The sequence below is a fragment of the Paludisphaera mucosa genome (assembly GCF_029589435.1).
Taxonomy (GTDB): domain Bacteria; phylum Planctomycetota; class Planctomycetia; order Isosphaerales; family Isosphaeraceae; genus Paludisphaera; species Paludisphaera mucosa.
This window is the reverse complement of sequence record NZ_JARRAG010000002.1, coordinates 2,789,812-2,815,427: the sequence shown is the minus strand read 5'-3', so window position 1 is coordinate 2,815,427 and position 25,616 is coordinate 2,789,812. Positions and strand designations below refer to the sequence as shown.

Below are 25,616 nucleotides of genomic sequence, written 5' to 3'. Positions count from 1 at the left end.
TCCTCCGCTCCTGGCTCTCTCGGGCGGCGCCGGCATCCGGCGCCAGCCGCCGATTCTAGCGCGCTTCCCCATGCTGGGCGATGGGCTGCCGTTGGAGGTCAGGCCCGATCGAATCGCGTCAGGAGGGCCTCGACGGCGTCGGCGTGGATCTTCCAGGAGAGCGCCGAGTAGCCTCCGGAGAGGACCATGGCGACGGGGATGCCGCGATCGCGGGCCTCGGTCACGACGAGCAGGTCGCGGTCGACGAGGTCGTTCGCAGACAGCTTCAGCCGGGTGAGCGGGTCGCCGTCGAACGGGTCCGAGCCGGCGTTATAAACGACCAGGTCGGGACGCACCTCGTCGAGGACGTGGGGCAGGGCGGCGTGGACGACCTCGAGGTAGTCGCTCCCCGTCATGCCGGGCGGGACGGGCAGGGGATAATCCTCGGGCTCCTTGTGGAGCGGGAAGAGGTTGTGCTCGTACACGTCGAGGATCCGAGCCCAGATCCAGCCCCGGAAGATCGACGCGACGCCGTTCCCCTGGTGCGCGTCGAGGTCGACGACGAGCACGGTGCGCAGGCGGCCCTCGTCGTGGAGCAGCCGTGCCGCGATCGGAATGTCGGCGTAGACGCAGAAGCCGCCTCCCCGATCGGCCGCCGCATGGTGGAAACCGCCGCCGAGGTTCACGGCCAGCCCGTGTTCCAGGGCCAGCCGACAAGCCTCGATCGTCCCGCCCGCCGCGAGGCGCATCGGCCCCAGGATTCGCCAGTCGATCAACCACCATGGGAGCCGCCGCACCGCTGGGACTTCCAGGATCCCGGCGAGCACGTTCGAACTCCACAGCGACCCCAAGTAGTCCGGCGTGTGGACTTTCGCCAACTCATAGCGACGCGCCGGGGCGGGTCGGATGAAGTCATTCGGTCGCCGAAGGCCGCGTTGGATGAGGGCGTCGCGGATTCGCCCGTACTTCCGGCCGTCGAAGGGATGGAGCCGCTCCAGGCCGAAGGCCGTGATGTTGTAACGGGGATGATAGACGATCGGGACCATCTTGGGGATCCGAGGGACCTTGAATCCACGCGACGCGATCGGGCTCCGGTGGATCGTGAAACGCGGATCTTGAGACGTACCGTGCGAGGGTTCCGGGGCTGCGACCAGGAGATTCTCGCCTGGAACCACCTGCGCTTGATGGCGTGAGAGCGACGAAACGGGAATTTGGCCCCGAACGACGCCCGATCTCCAACTCGACGCACGGCCGTCGGGGCGACGAAGGGTCGGCCCCAGGAACCAGGGTCCGTCCCGGATTCCGCAACACATCTGCGGCCGCGGGTTTCCTTGGATTTCCTACTAACCCGAGAATCTCGACGGACATCGGGGGTTTCTCGTCGGCACCTGCGGAGTAGAATGAAAGGTAGCGGGTTTCGAGGAATGGGTGGCGCGGCCGGAGATGGGCCGGCGCGAGCGACATCGAATCATCAAAGAGCGTTCGAATGACCGTATCGGCCAAGTGTTATTACGCGTTGCGGGCCATCTACGCCCTGGCCGAATATCGCGGGTCCGCGCCGATGAAGGCCAACGAGATCGCCGAGCGGCAGCACATTCCCATCAAATTCCTGGAGGCGATCCTCAGCCAGCTCAAGGGCGGCGGCTTCGTGAACAGCCGGCGCGGGGCCGAGGGGGGCTACCTGCTCGCCAAGCAGCCCGAGGACGTCACCATCGGGTCGGTGATCCGCTTCATCGACGGCCCCGTTGCACCGGTCGACTGCGTCAGCCAGTCCCGCCCCAAGACCTGCGAGTATCCCGGCCAGTGCCCGTTCGTCGGCTTCTGGGGCCGCGTCCGCCAGGCCATCGCCGACGTCGTCGACGAGACGACCTTCGCCGACCTGGTCAAGGAAAACCAGGACCTCGGCTTCCTCTACGTCGCCGACTGGACGATCTGAGGCGGCCGGCCTGCGGGCGGGCCTTCCTGTTTCGAAGCGCGAAGCCGCCGCGACGCGTCCCGTCCGGGGCGTCGCGGCGGCTTCGTCGCATTTCGAAGGCGACCGTCCGGGCTCGCTCAGCAGGAGCAGCAGACGGGCATGCCGTTCATGCAGACGCAGCAGACGCAGCCGGACTTCATCATGGTCGTCATGCAGTCGCAGCAGGCCTGGATCATCTTGCAGCACTCGGCGTCGCCGCTGGTGCAGGTCATCGTCACGCCGTCGTCGGTCATCTCGCACTTGCACATGCCCATGGTCATGTTGCAGCAGCACATCATCATGCCGTTCATCATCATGCAGCCGCTGCACATGCCGCCGGCCATCATGGTGCAGAGGTTCTGCATCATGCTCGCCGACATCTTGTCGTCGCACTTGCAGACCATCTTCATCCCGCCGGCGCACTTCTCCATCGTGATGGTGCAGCGGGGGACCATCATCCACTGCGGGGTCGTCGGCATGGTCGCGCCGGTCGTCATCCCGCCCATGCCCATGTTCATGCCCATGTTCATCGCCATGCCGGACCGTTCCATCATCATCGTCGTCATCTCGAAGCTCCCCAGGATAAGGTCGCCGGCCTCGCACGTTTCCGGCTCGGGGTCGAACTCCGCCCCGCACGGTCCTAGTTCTAGTCGCGCCGGATGCGGGTTTCAAGACAATTCATAAGATAATTCTTATGGATCATGACCTTCCAGATAAGCCTGATCGACAAGGACCGCATTCCGCGAGGGCGTCTCGACCTCGGCGTCGCATCTCGCCGAGTCGCGCCCGCGACGTCCGTTGGGCCCTAATAGCGCGCCCGAAGGCCCCCCCTAGAAATCGGGTAGGGATACTGAAGATTCAACTTGACCATGACGATAGGAATGGTAATGTTGAGGTAGTGAGGTTGTCAGGCACTCCTTCCCGAGGCGCACGCAGTCATGTCGCGAATCACCTGGTCGGTCCCCACTTCGACGGCGTCGGTCTCCTCGGTCGCGACCTCGACGCACGCGACGCGTGTCACGGGTTCGTTCGTCCCGACGGCCGGCGGCTTCATGGTGGCGGGGCCCTGGGCGGCGGTGTATCGGTTGGCGTACGAGCAGGCCCTGGCGGCGACGCAGCCGTCGAAGTTCCAGAAGATGCTCGAGCCCTGTTGGAACTGATGGGCTCGCCGGGCGTCGACGGGGACGCGGCCCGAAGCTAGGAGGGGTGTTCGTGAAGATCTCGGCCAAGGCGGAATACGCGTGCCTGGCGGTGATCGCGCTGGCCGACCGCCATCAGGGCGACCGGCCGGTGCCGATCCGGGAGATCGCCGAGGCCTACGAAATCCCCGAGACCTTCCTGACGCAGATCCTGATCCGGCTCAAGGGGGCGGGGCTGGTCAACAGCACGCGGGGCTCTTCGGGCGGTTACCGCCTGGCGCGCGACCCGGCGACGATCTCGCTGGGCGACGTCCTTCGCGTGATCGACGGCGAGGGCTTCCAGGAGCGTCCCGCCCGGCGCTCCACGCTCGACGCCCTCGCACGGCTCTGGGAGCGAATCCAGGCCTCCCAGGTCGACATCCTGGACCGCACGACGGTCGCCCACCTCGCCGCCCAGGGCAAGACGCCCGACTGGACCATCTGAGCGGCGATGCGGGGAGGCGAGCGAGTCGGGCCTCCCCGCGGGCCGTTTTCAGGGCTTGGCCAGGTACGAGTCGAACACCCGGGCCTTCTCGACCCGGGTCTTGATGGCGGCGACGAACTCGTCGTGCCGGGTGCTCTTCAGGTACTTGTCGCGGTATTTCCTGTCGGCGAAGACGACGTGCAGGGCGACGTCGAAGTCCTTCACGCTGGGCGGCTCCTCCACGTCCTCGGCCCGCTTGCCCAGCGAGAAGTAGACGGTCCCCTCGTGCTTGGTCAGGTAGGTCTCGCAGTCCTTGGCGAAGGCCTCGACCGCGTCCTTCGAGTGGTCCTTGAGCGTGAAGAAGACCATATGCGCGAGCGGCGGCCCCTCGGCTTCGTCCTTGGGGGCGGTCGCGAGCGCCGGGTAGGCGAGCGCGGCTCCGAGCAGCAGCAACGACGCGACGTACAGCAGTTTCATCATGGTTCGTCTCTCGGTCGTCTCGTTTCGAGGAAGGTTGCGACGAAGGATCGGCAGCCATGATGCCCCCGCCGCCGGCCGATCGCAAGCCTGGGCCGGGCCTCGTACAATGCGCCGGGACGACGCACCATCACGCCGGCGACCGGGAGCCTTCCATGTACGTGGTCTACGGGACGTTCGTGAAACCCTCCTCCCCCGGCGGCTGCCTGATGCTCGCCGAGCAGGCCCTGGTGGGCCAGAACCTGATCGTCGTCAAGGGGGCGGACGGCGTCGACTACCTGGTGGTCGGCGGCAATGACGCGGTCACCCTGACGATCGTCTGCGTGCCCCAGGCCAACGGCACCTGGATCGTCGTCTCGGCCTCGGCGGCCGACCCCAACCTCGCCGCCCAGGCCCGCGACGTCATCCGGGGGACATCGAGAACACGCCGGTCGCCTGACTTCGGCGTTCGGCCTCACGGCGTGGGTTTGGCCGCGGAGTCGGCCTCGTATCCCTTGCGGATCTCGGCCTGCGGGGCGTCCGTCGGCGGCGCGACGCCCGCGGCGGCCATGACCCGCTGGATCGCGACGATGGTCTCGGGCGAAGGCTTGAAGTTGCCCGGCCGGTGGCCCTCGGCGATCATCAGCGGGGTCCAGCCCCGCTTGTTCCTGCGGTTCCAGATCTCGATCTTGGCCCCGCGATCGGCGAGCAACTGGACGACGGACGGGAGGCTCTTGTACGCGGCGCCGTGCATGGCGGTCTCGCCGTTGGCGTCGACGGTGTTCACGTCGCCGCCGAGTTCGAGGGCGAGCTGGACGGCCTCGTAGGCCTCGGTCTCGGTGCCGGCCTCCTCGCCGGGCGCGAGCGAGCCCACGCCGGCGGCGGCCATCAGGGGCGTGCAGCCGTCCGAGTTGGGGGTCGACGGGTCGGCCCCAAGTTCCAGGAGCGTCCGCAGGAATGGCACGTCGGCCGTCACGCAGGCCATCAGGAAGGGCGTCGCCCCGGACTTCGCGACGGGGCTGCGGCCTCCCGCCCCCTTGGCCAGCCGCGCGTCGACGTTCGCGCCCCGGGCCGCGAGTTCCCGGACGAAGTCGAGGTTCGTCATGGTCCCGCTGCCGATGGGAGGGGGGGCGTCGTCGAGCCCGTCTCCGCGGTTCGGCTTGCGGACCCAGCTCATCATGTGGAGGGCCGTAAAGCCCGAGCGCTGGTCGTTGGGGTCGGCGCCGGCCTTGAGCAGCTCGACGGCCAGGTCGAAATGGCCGTTCTCGACGGCCAGGATCAGCGGGCTCGTCCCGCGGGCGGGGCCACGGCCGGCGTTCTTCTTCGGCTGCATGGCCTCGTTGACGTCGGCGCCCGCCTTGAGCAGCAGCCGCACCACGTCCGCCCGCCCCTCGCGGACGGCGAAGAAGAGGGGCGTGAAGCCGGAAGGCAGGGGCGTGCGAAAATCGGCGTGGGCCGCCAGGAGCGCCTCGACGACCGCCGCATGGCCGTCGGCCGCCGCCCACATCAGGGCCGTCTGCCCGCGCCGCTCGCGGGCGTCCACGTCGGCGCCGCGGGCGAGCAAGGCCCGCACCGGGCCGAGCTTCCCGGTCCGCGCCGCGGTCATCAGGACCGTCTCGCCGCCGCGAAGCCGGGTGTTGGGGTCGGCCCCGGCCCCGAGCAGCAGCTCGACCATCGCCGCGTTCCCGTTCGTGCAGGCCAGCGACAGGGGCGTCACCTCGTAGCGGTTCGCGCGTTTGACGTCGGCCTTCGCGGCGACGAGGAATCGCGCCGTCTCCAGGTCGTCATGATGGGCCGCCCAGTGCAGTGCGGTCATGCCGTCGACCTGGGCCTGGTTCACGTCGACGCCCTGGCCGACGAGCTTGCGGACGGCCGCCGAATTCTGCTTCTCCGCCGCATCCGGCAAGGGCGATTCCAGTCCCCCCGCGCCGGCGCCGGCGACGATCAGGAAGAGCAGCAGCCCGGCCAGTGCGATCCCGCGTTTTCGAGCCATGCCGATCGTCTCCGCGCCGTTCGTCGCCCCGCCGGTCCCGCCCGTCTCAACGGGGCGTGAGTCGCCATGGAATTGAAATCCGCCGTTTCGGCGTTTTTTGGCAGGTGCTAGATCAGGTCAAGGCAATCTGTCATCGCTTCCAGGGCGGTCCGGATCCGCAGAAGCACGAGGTTTGGAGCGTGACCACCAATCCAATCCGCAACGGCGGCAGGACCAACCGAGCGGGGTCCCGTACTCTATATGCGTCTGCCCGTCCGGGGTCCGAGTGACGAGAGCGCAGCGATAGAATCGGGCGGTTTGACCAGAAAAGCACAGGGGGCAGCAACGGCCCGTGGTATAGCCGATCTGCGAGGCCGAGAGCGGGCAGGCGATGGCGGTCGCCAGCAAGACACGGCGGAATGTGAATCCTGGAAGGAGCCACCGCATCATTGTTGGATCTCGTCCTTCCGCCGGCCGAACGACCAAGCTCAGCGGGCCCGGCCGGCGAGCGGATTGATGATATCAAAAATCGACGTGGCGAACTCTTCTGCCGGCATGGGCCCGATCTGACCCAAATCTCCTCGCGACCGACGCCCTCAAATCGCCAGCGGCTCGAACAGCTCATCGACCTGGCCGCGGCTGTCGGCGAAGGAGTCGAGATGCACGCCGACCTTGTCGAGCAGGGTCAGGTGGAGGTTCGCCAGCGGCGTGGGCTCCTTGAAGCGGATGTGGCGGCCGCCCTTCATGCGGCCGGCGGCTCCGCCGGCGACGAGGATCGGCAGGTCCTTGTGGTCGTGGAGGTTGGGGTTGCCCATGCCGCTGCCGTAGAGGTAGAGCGAGTGATCGAGCAAAGAACCGTCACCCTCGCGGGTCGCCTGCATCTTGGCGACGAACTCGGCGAACAGCGAGACGTGGAACTGGTTGATCCGGGCCATCTTGGCGATCTTGGCCGGGTCGTTGCCGTGGTGCGTCAGCGGGTGGTGCGAGTCGAACACGCCGATCTCGGGATAGGTCCGGTTGCTCGTCTCGCGGGCGAGCTGGAACGTGACGACCCGCGTGACGTCGCCCTGCATGGCCAGGATCTGGAGGTCGAACATCAGACGGGCGTGGTCGGCGTACGAGGCGGGGACGCCGACGGGCCGGTCCAGGTCCGGCAGGGCGTCCTCCCGCGAGTCGGCCTCGGCCTTCTGGATCCGCCGCTCGACCTCGCGGACGGCGTCGAGGTACTGGGCGACCTTCTCGCGATCGGCCGGCCCGAGCTGATTCTTGAGGCGGGCCATCTCCTCGGCGACGGAGTCGAGCAGGCTCGCCCGCTTCTTCAAGGCGGCGCGACGCTCGACGGCGTTCCCTCCCTCGCCGAAGAGGCGTTCGAAGACGATCCGCGGATGGGCCTCGGCCGGCAGCGGCGTGGTCGGAGAGGACCACGAGAGGTTGTTCTGATAGACGCACGCATACCCGTTGTCGCACTGGCCGACCGTCGACAGCAGGTCCATCGCGATCTCGAGCGACGGCAGCTGGGTCTCGCGGCCGAGCTGCTTCGCGGCGATCTGGTCGACGGTCGTGCCCAGGTAGTAGTCGGTGCTCTCGGTCAGCTTCGCCCGCGCCGCGCTCAGGAAGGAGGCGTTGGACGTCGCGTGCGTGCCCGGGTAGGCGTTCCGCAGCTCCAGGTTGCTGATCGCGGTGACGTACTTCTTCACCGGCTCCAGCGGGCTGAGGATCGGCGAGAGGACGTCGAGCACGTCGCCGCCCGGGGGCGTCCACCGGGGCAGGTCGCAGCCCATCGGCATGTAGACGAACCCCAGCCGTCGCAGCCGCGACGGGTCGGCCGGCGTCGCGGCCAGGGCGGTCATCGAGGGGACCATCGCGTCCAGCAGAGGCAACGCGAGCGCGGTCCCGACGCCCCGCAGGAACGTCCGCCTCGGCAGGGCCTTCTTCATGACGATCATTCGGAGTTCCTCATCTGGAACGGCGTGCTGGAGGCGATTCCCAGGATCAGCGAGGAGAAACGATAGCCCCGTTCGGGGGCCTGGCGGACGACCTTGCGGACGGCCGGCGCGTCGTACGTTTCGACCCCGCGCCCCAGGGCGAACGTCATGAGCTTCTCGGTCAGGGCGGCGGCGAAGAGCTCGGGACGCTTGAGCAGGGCCCGCTCCAGGCCGTCGACCCCCGTGAACGTGGTGCCGTCGGGGAGTCCGCCCGTGGCGTCGGCCGGCTTGCCGTCCTCCTGGGTGCGCCATCGGCCCACCGCGTCGAAGTTCTCCAGCGAGAAGCCGACGGGGTCCATGAGCTTGTGGCAGCTCGCGCAGGCGACGTCGGCGCGATGCTTGGCCAGTCGCTCGCGGACCGAGAGGTTCGACGCCACGGTGTTGTCCTCGAGCGCCGGGACGTCCGCGGGGGGAGGCGGCGGGGGCGTGCCGAGGATGTTCTCCAGCACCCATTTGCCGCGGATCACCGGCGACGTGCGGGTGGCGTAACTGGTCACGGTCAGGATGCTCCCCTGGCGGAGCAGGCCCCCGCGCTCGCCTCCTTCGCCGAGCGAGACGCGGCGGAAGCGGCTGCCGTAGACGTTCGGGATGCCGTAGTGCTTCGCCAGCCGCTCGTTGAGGAAGGCGTGATCGGACTGGATCAGGTCGAGCACGCTGCGATCCTCGGTCAAAACGCTCTCGAACGTCAGCTCGGTCTCCTGACGGAAGGACTGCCGCAGGTTGTCGTCGAAGTCGGGGAAGAGCCGCAGGTCGGGCGTCGTCGAATCGAGGTTGCGGAGGTGCAGCCACTGGCCGGCGAAGTTGGTCGCGAGCGCCCGCGATCGCTCGTCGCCGAGCATCCGCCGGACCTGGCCTTCGAGGACGTCCGGCTTGTGCAGCTCGCCGCGACTCGCCAAGTCGAGAAGCTCGTCGTCGGGGATGCTGCTCCAGATGAAGAACGACAGCCGCGAGGCGAGCTGGACGTCGCTGATGCGATACGCCGTCTTCGATGCGACTCCCGGCGGGTCGGGCTCGATCCGGAAGAGGAACTGGGGGCTGACCAGGATCGCGCCCAGCGCGGCCTCGATCCCCGCGTCGAAGTCCCCATCAGCACGCGCCGAGCAATAGAATTCCATGGGCTTTTCGAGGTCCGCATCGGCGACGGGGCGACGATACGCGTGGCGGGTCAGCAAGGAGACGATCTCGCGGGCGCACGCCACTTCGTCGTCGGGCCCGGTCGGGCGACGGACGAAGATCCGGCGACGGCTGGGCGTCTCGCCGGTCCCCTTGACCGCGTAAGGTCCCGTAATCGAGACCTGGAAGACCGCCGGCGAGAGCCGGGGATGCCGGTGCATGTTGTAGTGCGCCTGGTACGGCTGGCGCTTGGTTTCGAGCAGCGATGAGGGGTTTTTCAAGAAGGTGACGCCGAGCTGATGCGGGCCGGCGGTCGCCGCGATGCGGACCTTCAGCTTCTCGTCGGCCTTCTGGTGATCCGTATCCACCTTGGGCGGCGTCACGGTGAGCAGCGCCCGGCGATCGCGGTCGAGGAGGATCTCCAGGTCGTGCGGCTCGTGCAGGCCCTCGACGTGCTCGTCGCGGTCGCGGGTCAGGCGGACCTGGACGTCGTAATTCCCATCTTGCGGGAACGTATAAGGGATCAGGGCCCCACCGCGCGTGCCGGGCGGGAGGCCCTCGACGTGCTCCTCCTGCGTGACGTCGCCGCGGATGCGGAAGGTGTCCCCGCCGGGGGATCGTCCCTGGCCGCCGATCGCCAGCCGGCTGATCTTCTGCGCCGCGGTGATGTAGCGGTCAAGGAGCGTGGGCGACAGGCCGGCGACCGTGATGTTGTCGAAGCCCCGACTCGACTCGTCGTTCGGCAGGAGCGCCGAGGCGTCGACGTCGAGGGCGAGCAGGTCGCGTATCGCGTTCTGATACTCGGTGCGGTTGAGGCGGCGGAGGGTCTCGGTCCGGCCGGCGTTGGGCCGATCAGCGGCCGCGCGGTCGAGCGAGGCCTCGAGCGTCGCCAGGATCGACTCATAAGCCCGCTCTCGGGGCCGGACCGCGTCGGCGGGGGGCATCTGGCGGGTGGCCAGCCGGCGGACCGTCTTCTCCCAGGCGTGCGGATTGGCCTCGACGCCCTCGGCGACGAGTCGCTCCAGGTCCAGGTCCCCCGACTTGTCCTCGGCGTTATGGCACTCCGCGCAGTAGAGGCCGACGAACCGGCTCAACGCCTCGCGGCTTGATCCGTCCGCCTCCGGTTCCTCCCCGAGGCACGCGACCCATCCGCCGATCATCGCGACCGACGCCAGGAGGCCGATTCGGCCCGACCTGCCCAGGTGAAACATGACGAGATGCTCCCGAGGCGAGCGAAGAAGGAATCGCCGGGGCGTGGCGTCGGACGACGGACGAGCGATTGCGGAAGCGGCTGATGCGGTCGCCCCGCGAGAGTGGCGTCGACGAATTTTACCCGCTCATGGGTCGCCGCACACAGATGAGATTTCGCGACCTCTGTCGATCTCAGCCATGGATCGTCCGGCTTTCTCGCAGGTCGGCGCCCTCGCGGTACAAGGCGGTCGACCGCAAGCCGGCGAGTCGTTTCGCAGCCCTTCCCAACGTGGTTCGGCATCGGGTTTGCCTTCTCGTTCATGCAGAATCGAGCCCGCTCGGGCCGGCCTGGTCGAGGCGTCCCCGGCACGACAACTTAACTGGTGAGGAACTTTCGATGCACGTTCTCACGCAAGTCCCGGTGTTCTACGCCGCGATCGAATACTCGATGCTCTACATGCTTTGCGGTGGCGGAATCGTCGGCGCGGCCGTCATCTACGTCGCCGCCAAGGCCATGAACAAATAACCGTCGCGACGCGACGGCCACGCTGATTGCTCCACGACGCCGCTCCCCCCGCCAAGGCTGGGGATGCGGCGTTGTCGTTCTTACCTCGCTCGCCGCCGATCGGTCGCCTCAGGTCGAGATCCGGGGTGATCGCTTGACCCACACTGAGTTGCATATACAATGGACTGCAAAAGGGGGGCGTCCCATGTCAGACGAGATCGTGCAGCAGCTCGCCGCCGAATGCCTCGCGGGCCGGGTTCGAACGTTGAACCGGGTCGTCAGCGGCATCTTCGACGCCAAGCTGCGGCCGTATGGGATCCGCTCCAGTCAAATCAACATCCTGACGGTCGTCGCCGCGAGGGGGCCCTTGGCCCCGTCGATGGTCTGCCGCCGGCTGAGGCTGGAGAAGTCGACCCTGAGCCGTGACCTCGAGCGGCTCGTCGAACACGGCTGGATCCGTTCTACGCCCGGCTCGGGCCGGAGCCTGAGCCTGGAGGCCACGGCGGTCGGCCGCGCCTTGCTCCACAAGGTCAAGCCCGCGTGGGACGAGGCCCAGGCCGAGATCGAGAAACTCCTCGGCGGCGCGTTCATCCAGGAACTGCACCGGGTGATCGACGAGGGGCGCCTCGAAGAGACCGAGACGCGCTGAACGGTCCGCCGGATGCGTGACCCGTTCGGAGCCGGACTCGGCCTTTTGAGTTGTATATGCAAATCAGGACCTGCGGCGGATTCGCGACTTCGAATTGGGGGTCGCTCCGGGAACGACGATTTCGGTTTTCTCGAGATGGGGCGGTTGTCATGAATGGTCCTCGCGTCCGCCGGTCTTTCGCACGGTATTCGTGGCCGGCGTGGCTCCTCCTGGCCCTGGCGGCCGGCTGCCGGCGCGAGGGCCTCCCCCCGGCGGCGCCGGCCGCGAAGGTCGTGGCCACGTCGCCCGTCCGCAAGCCGATCGTCGAATGGGACGAGTACGTCGGCCGCATCGACCCGATCGAGTCGGTCGAGGTGCGGGCTCGGGTGAGCGGCCACCTGGAATCGACCCATTTCGAGGAGGGGCAGATCGTCCAGAAGGGGGACCTGCTGTGCATCCTCGACCAGCGGCCCTTCCGCCTGGCCGTCGAGCAGGCCGAGGCCGACCTGGCCCGCGCCGTCGCCCGCTCCGAGGAGGCCGAGGCCCAGCGCGTCCAGGCCGACGCCGAGGTCGAGTCGGCCGAGTCGCAGCGCGAGCTGTCGGTCCTGATGCTGGGCCGGGCCCGGCGCCTGGTCGCCAAGAACGCGCTGGCTCAGGAAGAGCTGGACATCCGCGAGACGAGCTTCAAGCAAACGAGCGCCGATCGGGACGTGAAGAAGGCCCGGGTCGCGCTCGCCAAGGCGGCCGTCACGACGGCCGCCGCCGACATGCGGGCCGCCCAGTCGCAACTGGCGACCGCCCGCCTGAACCTCAGCTACACCGAGGTGAGGGCCCCCGTCACCGGCCGCGTCAGCCGCCGCGTCGTGACCGACGGCAACCTGATCAGCGGCGGGACCGACCAGGCGACCCTGCTCACGACGATCGTCTCGCTCGACCCGATCCACTGCTATTTCGACGCCGACGAGCAATCGTTCCTGAAGTACATGCGGCTCGTCGAGGCGGGCAAGCTCACGGACCTCCGCCATTCGAAGCTCCCCGTGTTCGTGGGGCTGGCGGACGAGTCGAAGCGGTTCCCGCACCAGGGGCATCTCGACTTCCTGGACAACCGGATGGATCGCAAGACCGCCACCATGCGGGGCCGCGCCATCCTGCCGAACCCCGACCTGTCGCTGACGCCGGGCCTCTTCGCCAAGGTGCGGATCCCGGGGAGCGGCCGCCACGACGCGGTGCTGATCCCCGATTCGGCGATCGCGACCGACCAGTCCGAGAAGTTCGTCTACGTGGTCGACGAGGGGAACACGATCCATCGCCAGAAGGTCGACATCGGCCGGCGCGTGCAGGGGCTGCGGATCGTCCGCGAAGGCCTGGCCGGACCCGAGAAGATCCTGCTCCGCGGCCTCCAGCGGGTCAAGCCGGGGAGCCTCGTCGACGCGACCTTCGAGGAAACCCTCGTCGTGGACGACGGCCTCCCCGACGACGCGCAGCCGCTCCCCGAGGGGCGGTGGCTGCCCTCGTACGCGAAGAGCCGGGCGGAGTCGGGAGAGCGTCCGCCGTCGCCGCCGGCGACCGCGCTCGGGTCGACGGAGCAGAGGACCTCTGAGGGGATGATGCCATGAGGATCGCGCACTTCTTCATCGACCGGCCGATCTTCGCCACGGTGATCTCGATCGTCATCACCATCTTCGGGGCGATCTCGTACCTGGCGCTGCCGGCGGCCCAGTATCCCGACATCGTGCCCCCCACGATCGTGGTGCGGGCCAATTATCCGGGGGCCTCGCCGGAGGTGACCGCCGACACGGTGGCGACACCGATCGAGCAGGAGGTCAACGGCGTCGAGGACATGCTCTACATGTCGTCGCAGTGCACGGTGGACGGCCAGATGGAGCTGACCGTCACGTTCAAGCTGGGGACCGACCTCGACAACGCCCAGGTGCTCGTCCAGAATCGCGTGTCCTCGGCCGAGCCCCGCCTCCCCGAGGAGGTCCGCCGCCAGGGCGTCACGACCCTCAAGGCGTCGCCCGACATCCTGATGGTCATCCACCTCGTCTCGCCCGACCACCGCTACGACCAGCTCTACATGAGCAACTACGCGCTGATCCAGGTGCGCGACGCCCTGTCGCGGATCGACGGCGTGGGCAGCATCAACACGCCCGGCCTGCGCGAATACAGCATGCGCATCTGGCTCGACCCGGAACGACTGTCGCACCTGTCGCTGATCCCCTCCGACGTCGTGAAGGCGATGCAGGGGCAGAACCTGCAGGTCGCGTCCGGGGTGATCGGCCAGGCGCCGCAGGCGACGAAGGGCGATTTCCAGCTCACGGTCAAGACGCTGGGCCGGCTCATCGATCCCCAGCAGTTCTCGGACATCATCATCAAGACGGCCGAGGACGGCCGCGTGGTGCGGGTGGGCGACGTCGCCCGCATCGAGCTGGGCGCCCGCGACTACACCATCAACAGCTACGTCGACGGCGAGACCGGCGTCGGCATGGCCATCACCCAGCGGCCCGGCTCGAACGCCCTGGCGACGGCCGCGGCCCTGCAAGAGACGATCGACCGCCTCTCCAAGAACTTCCCCGAAGGCCTGGAGTACCGGATCGCCTACAACCCGACCGTCTTCGTCCGCGAGTCGATCGACTCGGTGATCCACACCCTTTACGAGGCCGCGGTGCTGGTGGTGATCGTGGTGCTGATCTTCCTGCAGAACTGGCGGGCCACGCTGATCCCCCTGATCGCCATCCCGGTGTCGCTCGTGGGGACGTTCGCCGCGATGTCGGCGTTCGGCTTCTCGCTGAACATGCTCTCGCTGTTCGGCCTGGTGCTGGCCATCGGCATCGTCGTCGACGACGCGATCGTCGTGGTCGAGAACGTCGAGCGCCACATCAAGGCCGGGCTGTCTCCACGCAATGCGGCCCACAAGGCGATGGACGAGGTCACCGCCGCGGTGATCGCCATCGCGGTCGGGCTCTCGGCGGTCTTCGTGCCGACGGCCTTCATCGCCGGGATCAGCGGCCAGTTCTATCGCCAGTTCGCGCTGACGATCGCGGTCTCGACGCTGATCTCGGCCTTCGTCTCGCTCACGCTCAGCCCCGCGCTGTGCGCGATCCTGCTCCAGCCGCACGGCGCCCGCAAGGACTGGTTCGGCCGGCTCTGGGACCTCGCCTTTGGCTGGTTCTTCCGCGGGTTCAACCGGGTGTTCGAAGGCGTCTCCAACCGTTACGCGAGGGTCGTCGGCTGGCTCCTGCGACGGCTGGCGATCCCACTTCTGATGTACGCGGTGCTGATCGGGCTGACGTGTTACGGCTTCCGGACGGTCCCGGCGGGGTTCATCCCGAGGCAGGACAAGGGCTACCTGATCACGGTCATCCAGCTACCCGACGGGGCCTCGCTGGCGCGGACCGACGCGATCGTCCGCCGGGCGAGCGAGATCATCCGCCGCAACCCGGTCGTCGGCCACACGGTCGAGTTCGTCGGCTACTCGGGGGCGGCCCGTTCCAACAACCCCAGCGCCGCGGTGATCTTCTTCGGCCCCCCGCTGCCGAACGAGCGGAAACATGCGCACGACCAGCCCAACATCCTGAACGAGCTGGTCAACGTGCAACGCGAGCTGATGGCGATCCCGGACGCCAACATCTTCGTCATCCCGGCGCCTCCGGTGCAGGGGCTGGGGACCTCGGGCGGGTTCAAATTCCTGATCCAGGACCGCGAAGGGCACGGGGCCCGCGCACTCCAGGAGGCGACGCAGGAGCTGATTGCGGCCGCCCGCAAGGAGCCCGCGTTGGCGGGCGTGTTCACGATCTACGGCGCCACCACGCCCCAGTTGTTCGCCGAGATCGATCGCGTGAAGGCGCAGATGCTCGACGTGCCGTTGACGAACATCTTCGACACGTTGCAGGTGAACCTCGGGTCGGCGTACGTCAACGACTTCAACCTGTACGGCCGGACCTTCCAGGTGCGCACCCAGGCCGAGGAGTCGTTCCGCGACCAGGCCGAGGACATCAATCAGCTCAAGACCCGTAACGCCACCGGCGAGATGGTCCCCCTGGGCTCGACGGTCGACGTCCGCTGGGAGACGGGCCCCGATCGCGTGGTGCGGTACAACATGTATCCGGCCGCCGAGGTCCAGGGCGACACGGCTCCCGGGTACAGCTCGGGCCAGGCCATCCAGACGATCGAGCGCCTGGCCCGGGAGGTCCTGCCGCAAGGCATGTCGATCGAGTGGACGGACATCGCCTATCAGGAACAGTTGGCGGGGAACTCGGCGCTGTACATCTTCCCGCTCTGCGTGCTGTTCGTCTTCCTGGTCCACTCGGCCGAGTACGAGAGCTGGACGCTGCCGCTGGCCATCATCCTGATCGCCCCGGTCTGCCTGCCGTTCGCGCTGGGGGGCGTGTGGCTTCGCGGCATGGACAACAACCTGATCACGCAGATCAGCTTCGTCGTCCTCATCGGCCTGGCGGCGAAGAACGCGGTGCTGATCGTGGAGTTCGCCAAGCACCAGGAGGAGGAAGGCCACACCCCCTTCGAGGCGGCCGTCGAGGCCTGCCGGCTGCGGCTGAGACCGATCATCATGACGTCGTTCGCGTTCATCCTAGGCGTCTTGCCGCTCGCGCGGGCGGTCGGTCCGGGATATGAGATGCGGCGCGTCCTGGGGACGACGGTCTTCAGCGGGATGCTCGGCGTCACGTTCTTCGGGCTCTTCCTCACTCCGGCGTTCTACGTCGTCCTGAGGAAGCTGTCGAACCGGTTCTGGGGCGGTCGAGCCGGCCTCGCGACGAGCCACGTCGTCCCGGTCGGGCCGACGTTTGCGAGGGCGGAAACTGGCCATGAAGAACTCCAGGCAGCTCGATAACCCCATCTGGACCTCGCTGACGACGGGGCACGCCGCGACGGCTCGGATCCACGGCTCGGCGCGGCGGTATCCCGGCGACGTCTCGCCGCTCGCCGGATTGCTGGAGCCGTCGGAAGAAGCCTTCCGGGACCTCGCGCATCTGGTCGGCCCCGACGAGGCCGTGGCCCTGTTCACGACCGAGCCGGTCCGCGCGCCGGGCGACTGGCGAGTCGTCCGGGCCCGCCTGATCGACCAGATGGTCTGGACGGAGGCGGCCGCGGCCCCGGCGACGCCCGCGGAGTCGTCGCCGCCCCCCCTGGCACTGGACCGGCCCGACGTCGCGGAGATGACGGCCCTCGCCGCCGCGACCGAACCCGGGCCGTTCCTGACGCGGACCATTGTCATGGGTCGATATTATGGGATCCGTTCCCTCGAAGGTCGCCTCGCGGCGATGGCGGGGGAGCGGCTGCGGCCGGGCCGATTCACCGAGATCAGCGCGGTCTGCACCGATCCCGATTTCCGAGGTCGGGGGCACGCGCGGACGCTGGTCGCCTACCTGGCGTCGCAGATCCGCGCGGCGGGCGGGACCCCGTTCCTGCACGTGAAGTCGGAGAACGGCGCGAAGTCGCTCTACGAGAAGCTCGGCTTCCGCGTCCGGCGCGCGATCCAGCTCACCGTGATCGCCCGTCGCGGTTGAATGGACCGCGGCGGCCCGGTCGTCTCGAACCGGCCGCGGTCAGGATCCGGGCGTCGGCAGCACCGTCGCCAGCCGTTCCGCCAGGCGGGGAAGCTTCGGAAAGGGGGCGTGGGGCTCGGTCTGGTACCAGTAGGCGACCGAGGCGATGTCGTCGTCGAGCTTCTTGTAGAAGGGGCCCTCCCAGCCCAGGGCCTGAACGGTCACTCGCAGGTCGCTCTGGAAGGCGACGGGGTCCATCAGGTGCCAGCGATAGAGGCTCCAGAAATTGGGCGGCTCGCCGGCGTCGCTGGCGGGCAGTACGGTGCCCGAGTAGGGGCCGCTGAACGAGGACGGGAAGCCGTAGCTGCCGCCGAAGTAGTCCTCGGTCCCGGTGCCGCAGATCGTCGGGAACTCGTCGTCGCCGTCGAGGAAGAACTTCACCTCGCCCTCGCCGAACCAGCCTTTCTCGCGCTGGACCCAGGACAGGAACGTGCCGACGTACCGGCCCCGTCCGCGGACGCCGTCGAGGATCACGTACGGGTTCTCGACGTCGGTGCGGGCGCGGCGGAACTGGGCGTGGAGGTAGCCCGAATCGGCCGGGACCTCGCCCTCGGCGTAGTCGATCTGATAGGCCAGCAGGTCGAGGTCCTCGGCGGGCGATTCGTTGGTCAGCGTGACGCGCGCGTGCCTGCGGAAGGGCATCGGCCAGTAGCAGTTCAGCGCATTGCGCGGGTTGACGACCACGGCGAGCGAGTTCACCGGGGCGAACCGTTCGTGGCCGACGGCGAAGAAATCGGGCGCGGGGACCTCGATGGAGGGCGAGTCCTCGCCGTCCCAGTAGAAGCGGAGGACGTGGGCGCGCTTCAGGCCCTCGACCATCCAGATGTGCTGGATGACGCCCGGCCCCTCCACGTTCATCAACGTCGCGGTCGCGCCGCGATCGACCCGGAGGAACGGCCGAACCTTCCAGCCCTGCCCGAGCTTGTCGGCGGCGCGACCCGAGGCGGGGAACTTTTTCTCGGTGGGGTCGGGGACGGCCATGCCGCCCCTGGCCTTCTCGCCGGTCGGGTTCTCGGCCGTGATCGCACGCGAGCGAGTCGAACCCAGGTGGGGGAGGGCGGCGAGGCCCTGGTTCCATCCCGGAGCGACCGAGGAAAGCGTCGGCGCGCCACCCGACTGGGCGGCGAGGGGCCGCCCGGCCAAGAAGTGATTCGCCGCGCCCGCTGCAGCCAGCCCGATCCCGAACGGCACCAGGATCCATCCAAAACGATTCATCGTCACCCCCGCCGACCGGTCGCCCCGAGCCACGTGGCTTTCGAGCCCCCGGCCGCCGAGTCTACCCCAGCGGCGACGGCTCTCCAATCGGGCTCCCGCCGTCTCGGAAGGCCGGCGCGGCGACCTCTCGCCGCCGCGCCGGGGTTCGGTCAGACGACCCGCGTCCTCAGGAAGACGGCGCGCTCGGTCGTGAGGCCCAGGGCGTTGGTGACGCGCAGGGTGGCCACGCGTCCGGGCTTGCCGTCCGGATCCTTCCCGGTGATCGCGACTCTGGCGCCGACGGCGTCGGCGCGGAAGCGACCCTGGCCGGGCAGGCGGTCGAAGTCCCACGAGTAGGTCAGCCCGGCGTTCCGCGTCTGCGACGCGGCGCGGCCCAGCGTCCGGACGCTCGCGGTGGCTCCGCGTACCGCCACGGTCGTCGCGACCGTCGGCGTCAGGTCGCCGAGGATCGCCGCCTCGATCGCCTGATGGCCCAGGGCGTTCGGGTGGAGCGTCCCCTTGGTGTCCGCCGGACCGGTCAGGCCCACGGGCCCCTGGAACAGGCTGGACTCGCGCGCCGTCCGGATGAAACGCAGGTTCCCCAGCGAATCCCCGACCTTGGGCGCGTCGTAGCCGTGGCCGAGGAAGGCGTTCGAGATGTTCCCCAGGTAGGTCCAGCCGTTGGCCGCGGCCGCCGACTGGATCGCCTGGTTCATCGGGCCGACGATCGATTGCGACACGAAGTACGACTCGGTCGCCGAGATCGAGGCGGGGGGGAGCACGTCGAAGACCGCCGGCCCCCACCAGGGAACCGTGAACGGCCGGCCGGTGCGCGAGTTGATGAACGTTCGGGAAATCCGCGTCGGGTCGGGGTACTCGGTGATGAACGTCGCCGCGGGGGTCACCCCGATCGTGTTCAGCGCGTTCTGCACGCTCGCGTAATCGGCCGGGAGCCCGGCTGCCAGGCCGTCGAAGACAAACTTGACGGCGGCCAGCGCGTCCGAATTCGCGATCGCCGCTTGGGCCTGGCGCAGGACCCGGTTCAACGACCCCGGCTGGACGGTCGAGGCGTTCCCGATCACGTCCGTCACGTCGATGTCGCCCACAACCAGGCCCGTCGCCAGGGTGCTGAAGCCGACGTCGTTTCCGCCCAGGGAGATGAAGAGCTGGTCGACCGGGCGACTCCCCACGATCGCCTGGATCAGCTGCGTTTGGGGCGTGAGCACATAGTTCGGGTTCTCCATGCCGTGGGCGACGACCTTCCCGATCGCCGTCTGGGTCGTCGCGCCGCTCTGCGAGACGTGGACGAACGTGACCGACGTATGCGGGTCGGACCGCTCAAGCTGCAGGGCGTATTGCGCGGTCGCGGCCACCGTCGAGCGGTGCGACTCGCGGTTCTCCTCGGTCATGTTCAGGCCGAAGGGGGTCGGGCCGTAGTAGCCGTCGGCCCCGTCGGCCCAGAGCGCGGTGCTCGTCTGGGAGAGGAAGCCGGCGGCCAGGGTGAAGGCCGCGGCCGGCGCCAGCTCGTTCAGGTCGCTGGTCTGGAGGTACGGGATCGTGCCCGAGGGGAAATAATCCGGCAGCGAAAGCCCCTGGATGCGCTCCGGGTTCCCCTCGCCCGAACTGTAGCTGTCGCCCAGGCTGACGATCAGGATGTCGCGCACGCTCACCGGCTTCTCGACCGTGTACACGACCACGCCGCCCACGATCTCCTGGAAGGTCGTATCATAGGTTCCGCCGGGCACGCTGACGGTCGGCAGGTTTCCGGCGGCGATCTGGGCCGCCGTCCGCTGCACGATCGTCGCCGGGCCGGAACTCCCCTGCATCGCCCAGACGTAGACCGTCGCCGGGTCGGGATTCGGGTCGTCGAGCACCGAGAAGGTCAGCGTGAGCGTCGTCGGCTGGGCATAGGTCGCCGTGTTGGGCAGGTCGATGAGCCCGTTGTCGTTCAGGTCGCGCCCGAACCGCTCCGCCATCGCGTAATCGAAATCCGCGGCCATCAACTGGCGAGGTTCCAGGGCCTCGAGCCTGAAACCCGACCGGCGTCGTCCTTGCCTCTTCCGCACGGTTGAACTCATCGATGCAGTCTCCGGAGCATGGGGAAAGGAATCGGCATAGTTTCGCCCCCTTTCCCATGTTCATGCAAGAGCTGCAAAGCTGATTTTTCGACCGGAAACGCATCAGGGTCATGGTATCCCGGATTTCGTCGCCGACGGGCCGCGGTTTGCAACTCGGGCCCTGAGGTTTCGGCCGAGACCTGGCTCGCCGTCGAGCCGCCCGGTCGGCGCCGGTCCGGCGAGATTCGTCCGATCCCGCGGCGGGCTGCACGCCGCGAGCCTTTTCCCGGGGACGACGCCGTTGAAACCGACACGCATCCTGACGCTGATCTTCCTGGCCCTTTACATCGGCGCGTGCGTCTTCCCGGCGATCTGCACCTACGATGGAGAGAATGGGCCCCCAAACTACTTCTACGGCTGGACGTGCCTCGCATTCGGCTGGATGCCGCCCTGGAGCTTCGCGTGGCTCGCCAACCCGATCATGCTCGCGGGTTGGCTCGCCTACGTCTTTCATCGCTACCGGACCGCCCGCGTCCTGGGACTGGCCGCCTTCATCGCCGCGCTGGGCGTCTGGTATTTCTTCCAACCTAAGAATCTCTACTCGGGCTACTTCTTGTGGCAGGCGAGCACCGTGGCGCTGACGGCCTGCGCGCACCTCGCCGCCGAGGCCGTGACGAAGCGCGAGGCGGAAACGCTCGCGCAGCCCGTGGCGACGCCGGCATAGAGTCGCGGCCCGATCGCGTGCCGTCCGGCCGGCTCGATCAGTGGCAGCAACTCTTCTCGGACGCCTTCTTCGCCGACGGCGGGACGTCGTTCGCCGGGTTGGCGGGGAAGAAGCCGACCGGCTTGAGGGTGAAGCCGATGTACGCCGCGGGCATCACCGGGTAGTCCTCGGGCCGGGGGATGTGGGTGTGGCCGAACGTGTACCAGAGGACGACGTCGGCGTCCTCGATCGGCCGATCCTGGTCCGTCCAGCGGAGCAGGCCGTCGCCGTCGCCGGAGCTCTGGTTGGGGTAATCCCCGGCCCCGTAGCGCTCGTCGGGGCTGTACGGCGTGACCCAGACGTGGTTGTCGACGAACCGGGCCCGCCTGCGCCACCAGGCGTTCGGCGAGGCGTAGGGGACCGAATTGTCGCCCGGGAGCAGCTTGTAGCCCACCGGCTCGCCGACGTGGTTCTTCACCGAAGGGTTGACGATCTTCCACGTCCGCGCGGTCTCCAGGTTGAGCCGCGACCGGGCCTGGATTTCGGTCTTGAGCGGGGTCGCCTTTGCGAAGAAGGCGTTTTCGAACAGGTTGTCCTCGTCGATCGCGTCGGGCACGACGTCGACCTGCATCACGGTGTTGTCCACGCCGTCGAGGTCGAAGTCGAGCCGCATGTTGAAGAAGTGCTGATGATTGGGGGCGTAAAGCTGGGGCGCGACGAGGACGCCAAATTTCGGCGACTCGCCCGGATGCGCCGCGCCCATCGAGAGGATGCCGGTGAGCTTGATCTCGAACTGGATCGTGCCGTCCTGGTACAGGTACCAGAAGAAGCCGTATTCGTAGTTCTCGACGGTGGAGATCGACGAGACCACCAGCCGGCGCGACCTGCGGACCTCGGGGGCGTCGGGGAGGCGGCGGTCGGTGTGCTTCCAGAGGATGCCGTAATCCTCCTCGTGCATGCAGACGGCGTTCTTGATCGTCAGCGGCTCGCCGCGGCTGTCGCACAGGTGGGCGTCGAAATAGCGAATCAGGCCCAGGCAGTCGCAGCCCAGCTCCAGGCTGTTGGCGCACATGCCCATGCCGTACTCGCCGACGTCGAACGCGTTCTTGCGCCTTTGAGTTTCGCCCGGGTCGCCGTAGGGGACGACCATCTCGGTCAATGAGCCCCGATAGAGCACCGAGCGCTCGCGATCGTCGTCGACGTACCGCAGGTGATTCAGCGTCAGGCCTTCGCGGGCGTTGAAGCCGATCACGAACTTCCACTTCTGCCACGCGACCTGATAGCCCTCGACCTCGAAGCTCGGCCCCTCGGGCTGGACGATCTCCAGCGGACGTATGTCGTCGCGGAACCGCGGCATCCGGCTCGCGGCGTAGTTGGCCTCGCCGGGGGGGAGCGGCCAGCGGCCGTGATCCTCGATGCGGATCACTTCCATCGTGTTGAGGTCGACGACCGGGCGCAGGCCTTCGATGGGGCGGACGTAGCCGTTGTCGGTCGGGTCGGTTCGCAGGAAGCAGAGCGGGCGGGCGAGCCGTCGCGTCCGGTCCTCCTCCGTCCCATAATTCCCCGCGCTCCAGATGTCGACCATCACCAGGCTGGCGTCGTCGACTCCGGTGTGGGCCTTGAGGGCTTCGCGAAACGCGGGGCTGGCCAGCACGGCCTGCTCGCACTCGACCTGCTCGTCGATCGTCATCGTGGGCTGGACGCCCGGGACGTGCCTCCAGCTCGAAACCTCGCCGGCGGCCAGCGCGACGTCCGCTTCGTAGCAGGCGTTGGCGGCGTTGTCGAACAGGACCGCCGAGGCCTCGCGAGGCGGCTTCGCGCCGCCGTCCCAGCCGTGGACCGATCCCTTCGCCGGCTCTCGCAGCGCGACCGAGACGAACCGGGTCGTCGGCGTGACCTTGCCCGATCGCCGGAGGATCTCGACGGCGCGCCGGACTTCCTCGGCGCCCAGCGGCTCGAGCGGGTGGAGCGACGTGGATTTCCGCGACGAGATCTGGATGGGTTCGAGCACGTGGCCTCCGAATCGTGATCGTGCCAGGGGCGGTGCGACCGGCCCGCATTCGCGGCGGAGCGGCTCCTCCGGGAGGGGCGGGAGATCGACGCATCATACCGCGTCCACCATTCGCCGAGAACGGCCCGGTCGGCCGCCCGACTTTCGAATCGATCGGGCTCGGCGTTCTTGAGCGGGCAGATGGGCTGGGATAGATTCGACCTCGAAATCCCAGCCCGACAACCTCGACGGTCCCGGAGTTCGACGCGATATGCGGTCTTTCAGGAAGCTCGCGGAGCGATGCGGCGTCGTCCGGGTGGATGCGACTCGTCCGGTCGTGGCGATGCTCGCGGCGGTTCTCGGCGCGGGGCTCGCCCGGGGTTCCGAGCCGGGGCCGGATTACAGGACGATCGGGCCGCCGATCGCCGGGACGAAGCCGCTCGACATGCCCGGCGATCTCGCCTCCCAACTCGTCGCGGGGGCCGACCGATTCCTGCTGCGGAAGATCGACGAATCGGCGGCCGGCCGGGCCTCGCACTGGAAGCGCGACTTCTCTTCGGCCGAGGCCTACCCACGGTCGATCGAGCCCAATCGTAGGAGGCTGGCGCACATCCTGGGCGTCCGCGATCCTCGCGTCCCTTTCGCCGAGCCCGCCCGCATCCAGGGCGAGGGGCTCGTCTCGTTCGTCGGCGATGCGCTTGAAATCCATGCGATCCGGTGGCCCGTGATCGGCGACGTCACGGGGGAGGGGCTTCTCGTCCAGGCCAGGGGGGAGGGGCCGTCGAGCGGGGTGATCGTCGTCGTCCCCGACGCCGACCAGACTCCCGAGCAACTCGCGGGAATCGAGCCCGGCCTCCCGCCCGAGCGTCAGGTCGCCCGACGCCTCGCCGAGAGCGGCTTCACCGTGATCGCGCCCGTCCTGATCGATCGCGCGGTCGCCCCCCGCATGGGCGGCGGCGCTCAGCTGACCAGCCGCGAATTCCTCCAACGTCCGGCGTTCGTGCTGGGACGGACGCTGCTCGGCCTGGAAGTCCAGAAGGTCCTGGCGATCGTCGATTCCGCCGCAGCCGGGCCGGAACCCCGGGTCGGCGTCTTCGGCTATGGCGAAGGGGGGGCCGTCGCGCTCTACGCCGCGGCGCTCGACCCGAGGATCGACGCCGCCTGCGTGAGCGGCTATTTCGACGATCGCGACGACGTGTGGCGGCAGCCCGTCGATCGCAACGTCTTCGGCCTCCTCGACCAGTTCGGCGACGCGGAACTGGCCTCGATGATCGCCCCTCGGCCCCTCGTCGTCGAGGCGGCGAAGGCCCCCGAGTTCGTCTACGGGCCGGGGAAGGGCGGCGCGCCGGGGCGGATCGCCACGCCGAAGTTGGCGACGGTCGAGGCGGAAGTCGAAAGGGCCCGGAAGCTGATCGCCGGCCTCGAACCGAGGCCCGTCCTCTCGGTCCTCGCCAGCGGAGACGGCCAGGGACCGTTCGCGTCCGAGCCCGCGCTCGCCGCGTTCCTCGCCGCTCTGGAGCCCACTCGAAAGCTCGCCCCGGTCGGCCCGGCGCCGCAGGGTCCGCGGCCGACCGCCGCCGCGCTCGTCGCGCGTCAGGACCGGCAGCTTCACGAGATCGACCGCCACACCCAGCAGTTGCTCGTCGAGAGCCCGTTCGTCCGCAAGGAGTTCATGAAGGACCTCGACACGACGTCGATCGAGGCCTACGCGAAGACGGTCGAGCCCTATCGCGAGCGGTTCGCGACCGAGGTCGTCGGCCGCTTCGACCTTGAAAGGCTCCCGCCGAACGTCCGCTCGCGGCAGATCTTCGACGAGCCCGGCTTCACGGGCTACGAGGTCGTCATGGACGTCTTCCCCGACCTCTTCGCCTCGGGGATCCTGCTGATGCCGAAGGGGATGAAGGAGGGCGAGAAACGCCCCGTGGTCGTCTGCCAGCACGGCCTGGAAGGGCGGCCGACGGACCTCGCCGACCCCCGGGTCGAGAACCCGGCCTATCACAAATACGCGGTCCGGCTGGCGGAGCGAGGCTTCATCACGTTCGCACCCCAGAATCTGTACATCTTCGAGGACCGCTTCCGCACCCTCCAGCGCAAGGCCAATCCGCTCGGCAAGACGCTCTTCTCGATGATCGTCCCCCAGCATCAGCAGATCACCGATTGGCTGAAGACCCTGCCTCAGGTCGACCCCGCGCGGATCGCCTTCTACGGGCTGAGCTACGGCGGGAAGTCGGCCATGCGGATCCCGCCGCTGGTCGAGAACTACTGCCTTTCCATATGCTCGGCCGACTTCAACGAATGGGTCTGGAAGAACGCGTCGACGCGAAGCCCGCACAGCTACGTCCGGACCGGAGAGTACGAGATCTTCGAGTTCGACCTGGGGAGCACGTTCAACTATGCGGAGATGGCCGCGCTGATCGCGCCTCGGCCGTTCATGGTCGAACGCGGCCATCACGACGGCGTCTCGTCCGACGAGGCCGTGGCGTACGAGTTCGCCAAGGTGTTCAACCTCTACGACGCCCGGCTCAAGATCGGCGACCGCTGCGAGATGGAGGTCTTCGACGGCCCCCACACGATCAACGGCAAGGGGACCTTCCGATTCCTCCACAAGCACCTCAGCCGGCCGGAGCCGAGGTGAGCCCTCGCCGTCGTTCGACGCCAGGACTCGGTCGACCGCCGGCCGCGAATTCCTGGAGCAACCTCACGCCCGGTCCTGCGCCCTCAGC

General features: G+C 68.3%; 19 protein-coding genes. 10 read left to right on the top strand and 9 right to left on the bottom strand.

Annotated elements, in window-relative coordinates; translation table 11 throughout:
• Positions 1–98: 98 nt before the first annotated feature.
• The gene (locus tag PZE19_RS20425) at positions 99–1,025 is read right to left on the bottom strand and encodes a histone deacetylase family protein (protein WP_277862447.1); all 927 of its coding nucleotides are present in this window, start codon (positions 1,023–1,025) and stop codon (positions 99–101) included.
• 440 nt (positions 1,026–1,465) lie between these two features.
• Here PZE19_RS20425 and PZE19_RS20420 point away from each other — a divergent pair, with 440 nt between their 5' ends.
• Complete coding sequence (locus PZE19_RS20420; RefSeq protein WP_277862446.1) at positions 1,466–1,915, top strand: RrF2 family transcriptional regulator; 450 nt, start codon at positions 1,466–1,468, stop codon at positions 1,913–1,915.
• Positions 1,916–2,031: 116 nt separating this feature from the next.
• Here PZE19_RS20420 and PZE19_RS20415 read toward each other — a convergent pair whose 3' ends face one another.
• Positions 2,032–2,499, bottom strand: coding sequence for a hypothetical protein (locus PZE19_RS20415; RefSeq protein ID WP_277862445.1), 468 nt, complete (start codon positions 2,497–2,499; stop codon positions 2,032–2,034).
• Between the two features lie 372 nt (positions 2,500–2,871).
• On the opposite strand from PZE19_RS20415, the gene PZE19_RS20410 reads away from it, so the two are divergent.
• A complete protein-coding gene (locus PZE19_RS20410) occupies positions 2,872–3,093 on the top strand; it encodes a hypothetical protein (protein WP_277862444.1) in 222 nt (73 codons plus the stop codon).
• A 52-nt stretch (positions 3,094–3,145) separates the two neighbouring features.
• Positions 3,146–3,556, top strand: a complete 411-nt coding sequence (locus PZE19_RS20405) for an RrF2 family transcriptional regulator (RefSeq protein WP_277862443.1) — start codon at positions 3,146–3,148, stop codon at positions 3,554–3,556.
• A gap of 48 nt (positions 3,557–3,604) precedes the next feature.
• On the opposite strand, the gene PZE19_RS20400 is transcribed toward PZE19_RS20405, so the two are convergent.
• The 4 genes from PZE19_RS20400 to PZE19_RS20385 form a co-directional block, all read right to left on the bottom strand.
• The gene (locus PZE19_RS20400; RefSeq protein WP_277862442.1) at positions 3,605–4,015 is read right to left on the bottom strand and encodes a Dabb family protein; all 411 of its coding nucleotides are present in this window, start codon (positions 4,013–4,015) and stop codon (positions 3,605–3,607) included.
• 451 nt (positions 4,016–4,466) lie between these two features.
• Positions 4,467–5,984: an ankyrin repeat domain-containing protein gene (locus tag PZE19_RS20395; protein ID WP_277862441.1), complete on the bottom strand. Its 1,518-nt coding sequence runs from the start codon at positions 5,982–5,984 to the stop codon at positions 4,467–4,469.
• Positions 5,985–6,559: 575 nt separating this feature from the next.
• A complete protein-coding gene (locus tag PZE19_RS20390; protein WP_277862440.1) occupies positions 6,560–7,909 on the bottom strand; it encodes a DUF1552 domain-containing protein in 1,350 nt (449 codons plus the stop codon).
• Positions 7,906–10,272 carry a DUF1592 domain-containing protein gene (locus PZE19_RS20385; RefSeq protein WP_277862439.1) on the bottom strand — a complete coding sequence of 789 codons (2,367 nt, stop codon included), beginning with the start codon at positions 10,270–10,272 and terminating at the stop codon, positions 7,906–7,908. Before PZE19_RS20385 ends, PZE19_RS20390 begins: the two co-directional genes overlap by 4 nt.
• Before the next feature lie 377 nt (positions 10,273–10,649).
• On the opposite strand from PZE19_RS20385, the gene PZE19_RS20380 reads away from it, so the two are divergent.
• The 5 genes from PZE19_RS20380 (at position 10,650) to PZE19_RS20360 (ending at position 16,910) form a co-directional block, all read left to right on the top strand.
• Positions 10,650–10,778 (top strand): hypothetical protein, encoded by a 129-nt coding sequence (locus PZE19_RS20380; RefSeq protein ID WP_277862438.1) that lies wholly within the window; start codon positions 10,650–10,652, stop codon positions 10,776–10,778.
• Positions 10,779–10,962: 184 nt separating this feature from the next.
• The gene (locus PZE19_RS20375; protein ID WP_277862437.1) at positions 10,963–11,406 is read left to right on the top strand and encodes a MarR family winged helix-turn-helix transcriptional regulator; all 444 of its coding nucleotides are present in this window, start codon (positions 10,963–10,965) and stop codon (positions 11,404–11,406) included.
• A gap of 149 nt (positions 11,407–11,555) precedes the next feature.
• The gene (locus PZE19_RS20370) at positions 11,556–13,001 is read left to right on the top strand and encodes an efflux RND transporter periplasmic adaptor subunit (protein ID WP_277862436.1); all 1,446 of its coding nucleotides are present in this window, start codon (positions 11,556–11,558) and stop codon (positions 12,999–13,001) included.
• A complete protein-coding gene (locus tag PZE19_RS20365; RefSeq protein WP_277862435.1) occupies positions 12,998–16,234 on the top strand; it encodes an efflux RND transporter permease subunit in 3,237 nt (1,078 codons plus the stop codon). Before PZE19_RS20370 ends, PZE19_RS20365 begins: the two co-directional genes overlap by 4 nt.
• On the top strand, positions 16,209–16,910 hold the full coding sequence (locus tag PZE19_RS20360) for a GNAT family N-acetyltransferase (protein ID WP_277862434.1): 702 nt from the start codon (positions 16,209–16,211) through the stop codon (positions 16,908–16,910). The genes PZE19_RS20365 and PZE19_RS20360 overlap by 26 nt, the downstream gene beginning before the upstream one ends.
• A 39-nt stretch (positions 16,911–16,949) precedes the next feature.
• On the opposite strand, the gene PZE19_RS20355 is transcribed toward PZE19_RS20360, so the two are convergent.
• Together PZE19_RS20355 and PZE19_RS20350 are read right to left on the bottom strand one after the other, a co-directional pair.
• Positions 16,950–18,164, bottom strand: coding sequence for a glycoside hydrolase family 172 protein (locus tag PZE19_RS20355; protein WP_277862433.1), 1,215 nt, complete (start codon positions 18,162–18,164; stop codon positions 16,950–16,952).
• A gap of 149 nt (positions 18,165–18,313) precedes the next feature.
• Positions 18,314–20,143, bottom strand: a complete 1,830-nt coding sequence (locus PZE19_RS20350) for an SGNH/GDSL hydrolase family protein (protein WP_277862432.1) — start codon at positions 20,141–20,143, stop codon at positions 18,314–18,316.
• Positions 20,144–20,501: 358 nt separating this feature from the next.
• Here PZE19_RS20350 and PZE19_RS20345 point away from each other — a divergent pair, with 358 nt between their 5' ends.
• Positions 20,502–20,924 (top strand): hypothetical protein, encoded by a 423-nt coding sequence (locus tag PZE19_RS20345; RefSeq protein WP_277862431.1) that lies wholly within the window; start codon positions 20,502–20,504, stop codon positions 20,922–20,924.
• A 37-nt stretch (positions 20,925–20,961) separates the two neighbouring features.
• Here PZE19_RS20345 and PZE19_RS20340 read toward each other — a convergent pair whose 3' ends face one another.
• Positions 20,962–22,914, bottom strand: coding sequence for a primary-amine oxidase (locus tag PZE19_RS20340; RefSeq protein ID WP_277862430.1), 1,953 nt, complete (start codon positions 22,912–22,914; stop codon positions 20,962–20,964).
• 250 nt (positions 22,915–23,164) lie between these two features.
• On the opposite strand from PZE19_RS20340, the gene PZE19_RS20335 reads away from it, so the two are divergent.
• On the top strand, positions 23,165–25,528 hold the full coding sequence (locus PZE19_RS20335) for a dienelactone hydrolase family protein (protein WP_277862429.1): 2,364 nt from the start codon (positions 23,165–23,167) through the stop codon (positions 25,526–25,528).
• The last annotated feature ends 88 nt before the right edge of the window (positions 25,529–25,616 follow it).

Coding starts and splice junctions, on each gene's coding strand:
- PZE19_RS20425 (WP_277862447.1), bottom strand. CDS start 1,025: ATGGTCCCGATCGTCTATCATCCCCGTTACAACATCACGGCCTTCGGC.
- PZE19_RS20420 (WP_277862446.1), top strand. CDS start 1,466: ATGACCGTATCGGCCAAGTGTTATTACGCGTTGCGGGCCATCTACGCC.
- PZE19_RS20415 (WP_277862445.1), bottom strand. CDS start 2,499: ATGACGACGATGATGATGGAACGGTCCGGCATGGCGATGAACATGGGC.
- PZE19_RS20410 (WP_277862444.1), top strand. CDS start 2,872: ATGTCGCGAATCACCTGGTCGGTCCCCACTTCGACGGCGTCGGTCTCC.
- PZE19_RS20400 (WP_277862442.1), bottom strand. CDS start 4,015: ATGATGAAACTGCTGTACGTCGCGTCGTTGCTGCTGCTCGGAGCCGCG.
- PZE19_RS20395 (WP_277862441.1), bottom strand. CDS start 5,984: ATGGCTCGAAAACGCGGGATCGCACTGGCCGGGCTGCTGCTCTTCCTG.
- PZE19_RS20390 (WP_277862440.1), bottom strand. CDS start 7,909: ATGATCGTCATGAAGAAGGCCCTGCCGAGGCGGACGTTCCTGCGGGGC.
- PZE19_RS20385 (WP_277862439.1), bottom strand. CDS start 10,272: ATGTTTCACCTGGGCAGGTCGGGCCGAATCGGCCTCCTGGCGTCGGTC.
- PZE19_RS20380 (WP_277862438.1), top strand. CDS start 10,650: ATGCACGTTCTCACGCAAGTCCCGGTGTTCTACGCCGCGATCGAATAC.
- PZE19_RS20375 (WP_277862437.1), top strand. CDS start 10,963: ATGTCAGACGAGATCGTGCAGCAGCTCGCCGCCGAATGCCTCGCGGGC.
- PZE19_RS20370 (WP_277862436.1), top strand. CDS start 11,556: ATGAATGGTCCTCGCGTCCGCCGGTCTTTCGCACGGTATTCGTGGCCG.
- PZE19_RS20365 (WP_277862435.1), top strand. CDS start 12,998: ATGAGGATCGCGCACTTCTTCATCGACCGGCCGATCTTCGCCACGGTG.
- PZE19_RS20360 (WP_277862434.1), top strand. CDS start 16,209: ATGAAGAACTCCAGGCAGCTCGATAACCCCATCTGGACCTCGCTGACG.
- PZE19_RS20355 (WP_277862433.1), bottom strand. CDS start 18,164: ATGAATCGTTTTGGATGGATCCTGGTGCCGTTCGGGATCGGGCTGGCT.
- PZE19_RS20350 (WP_277862432.1), bottom strand. CDS start 20,143: ATGGCCGCGGATTTCGATTACGCGATGGCGGAGCGGTTCGGGCGCGAC.
- PZE19_RS20335 (WP_277862429.1), top strand. CDS start 23,165: ATGCGGTCTTTCAGGAAGCTCGCGGAGCGATGCGGCGTCGTCCGGGTG.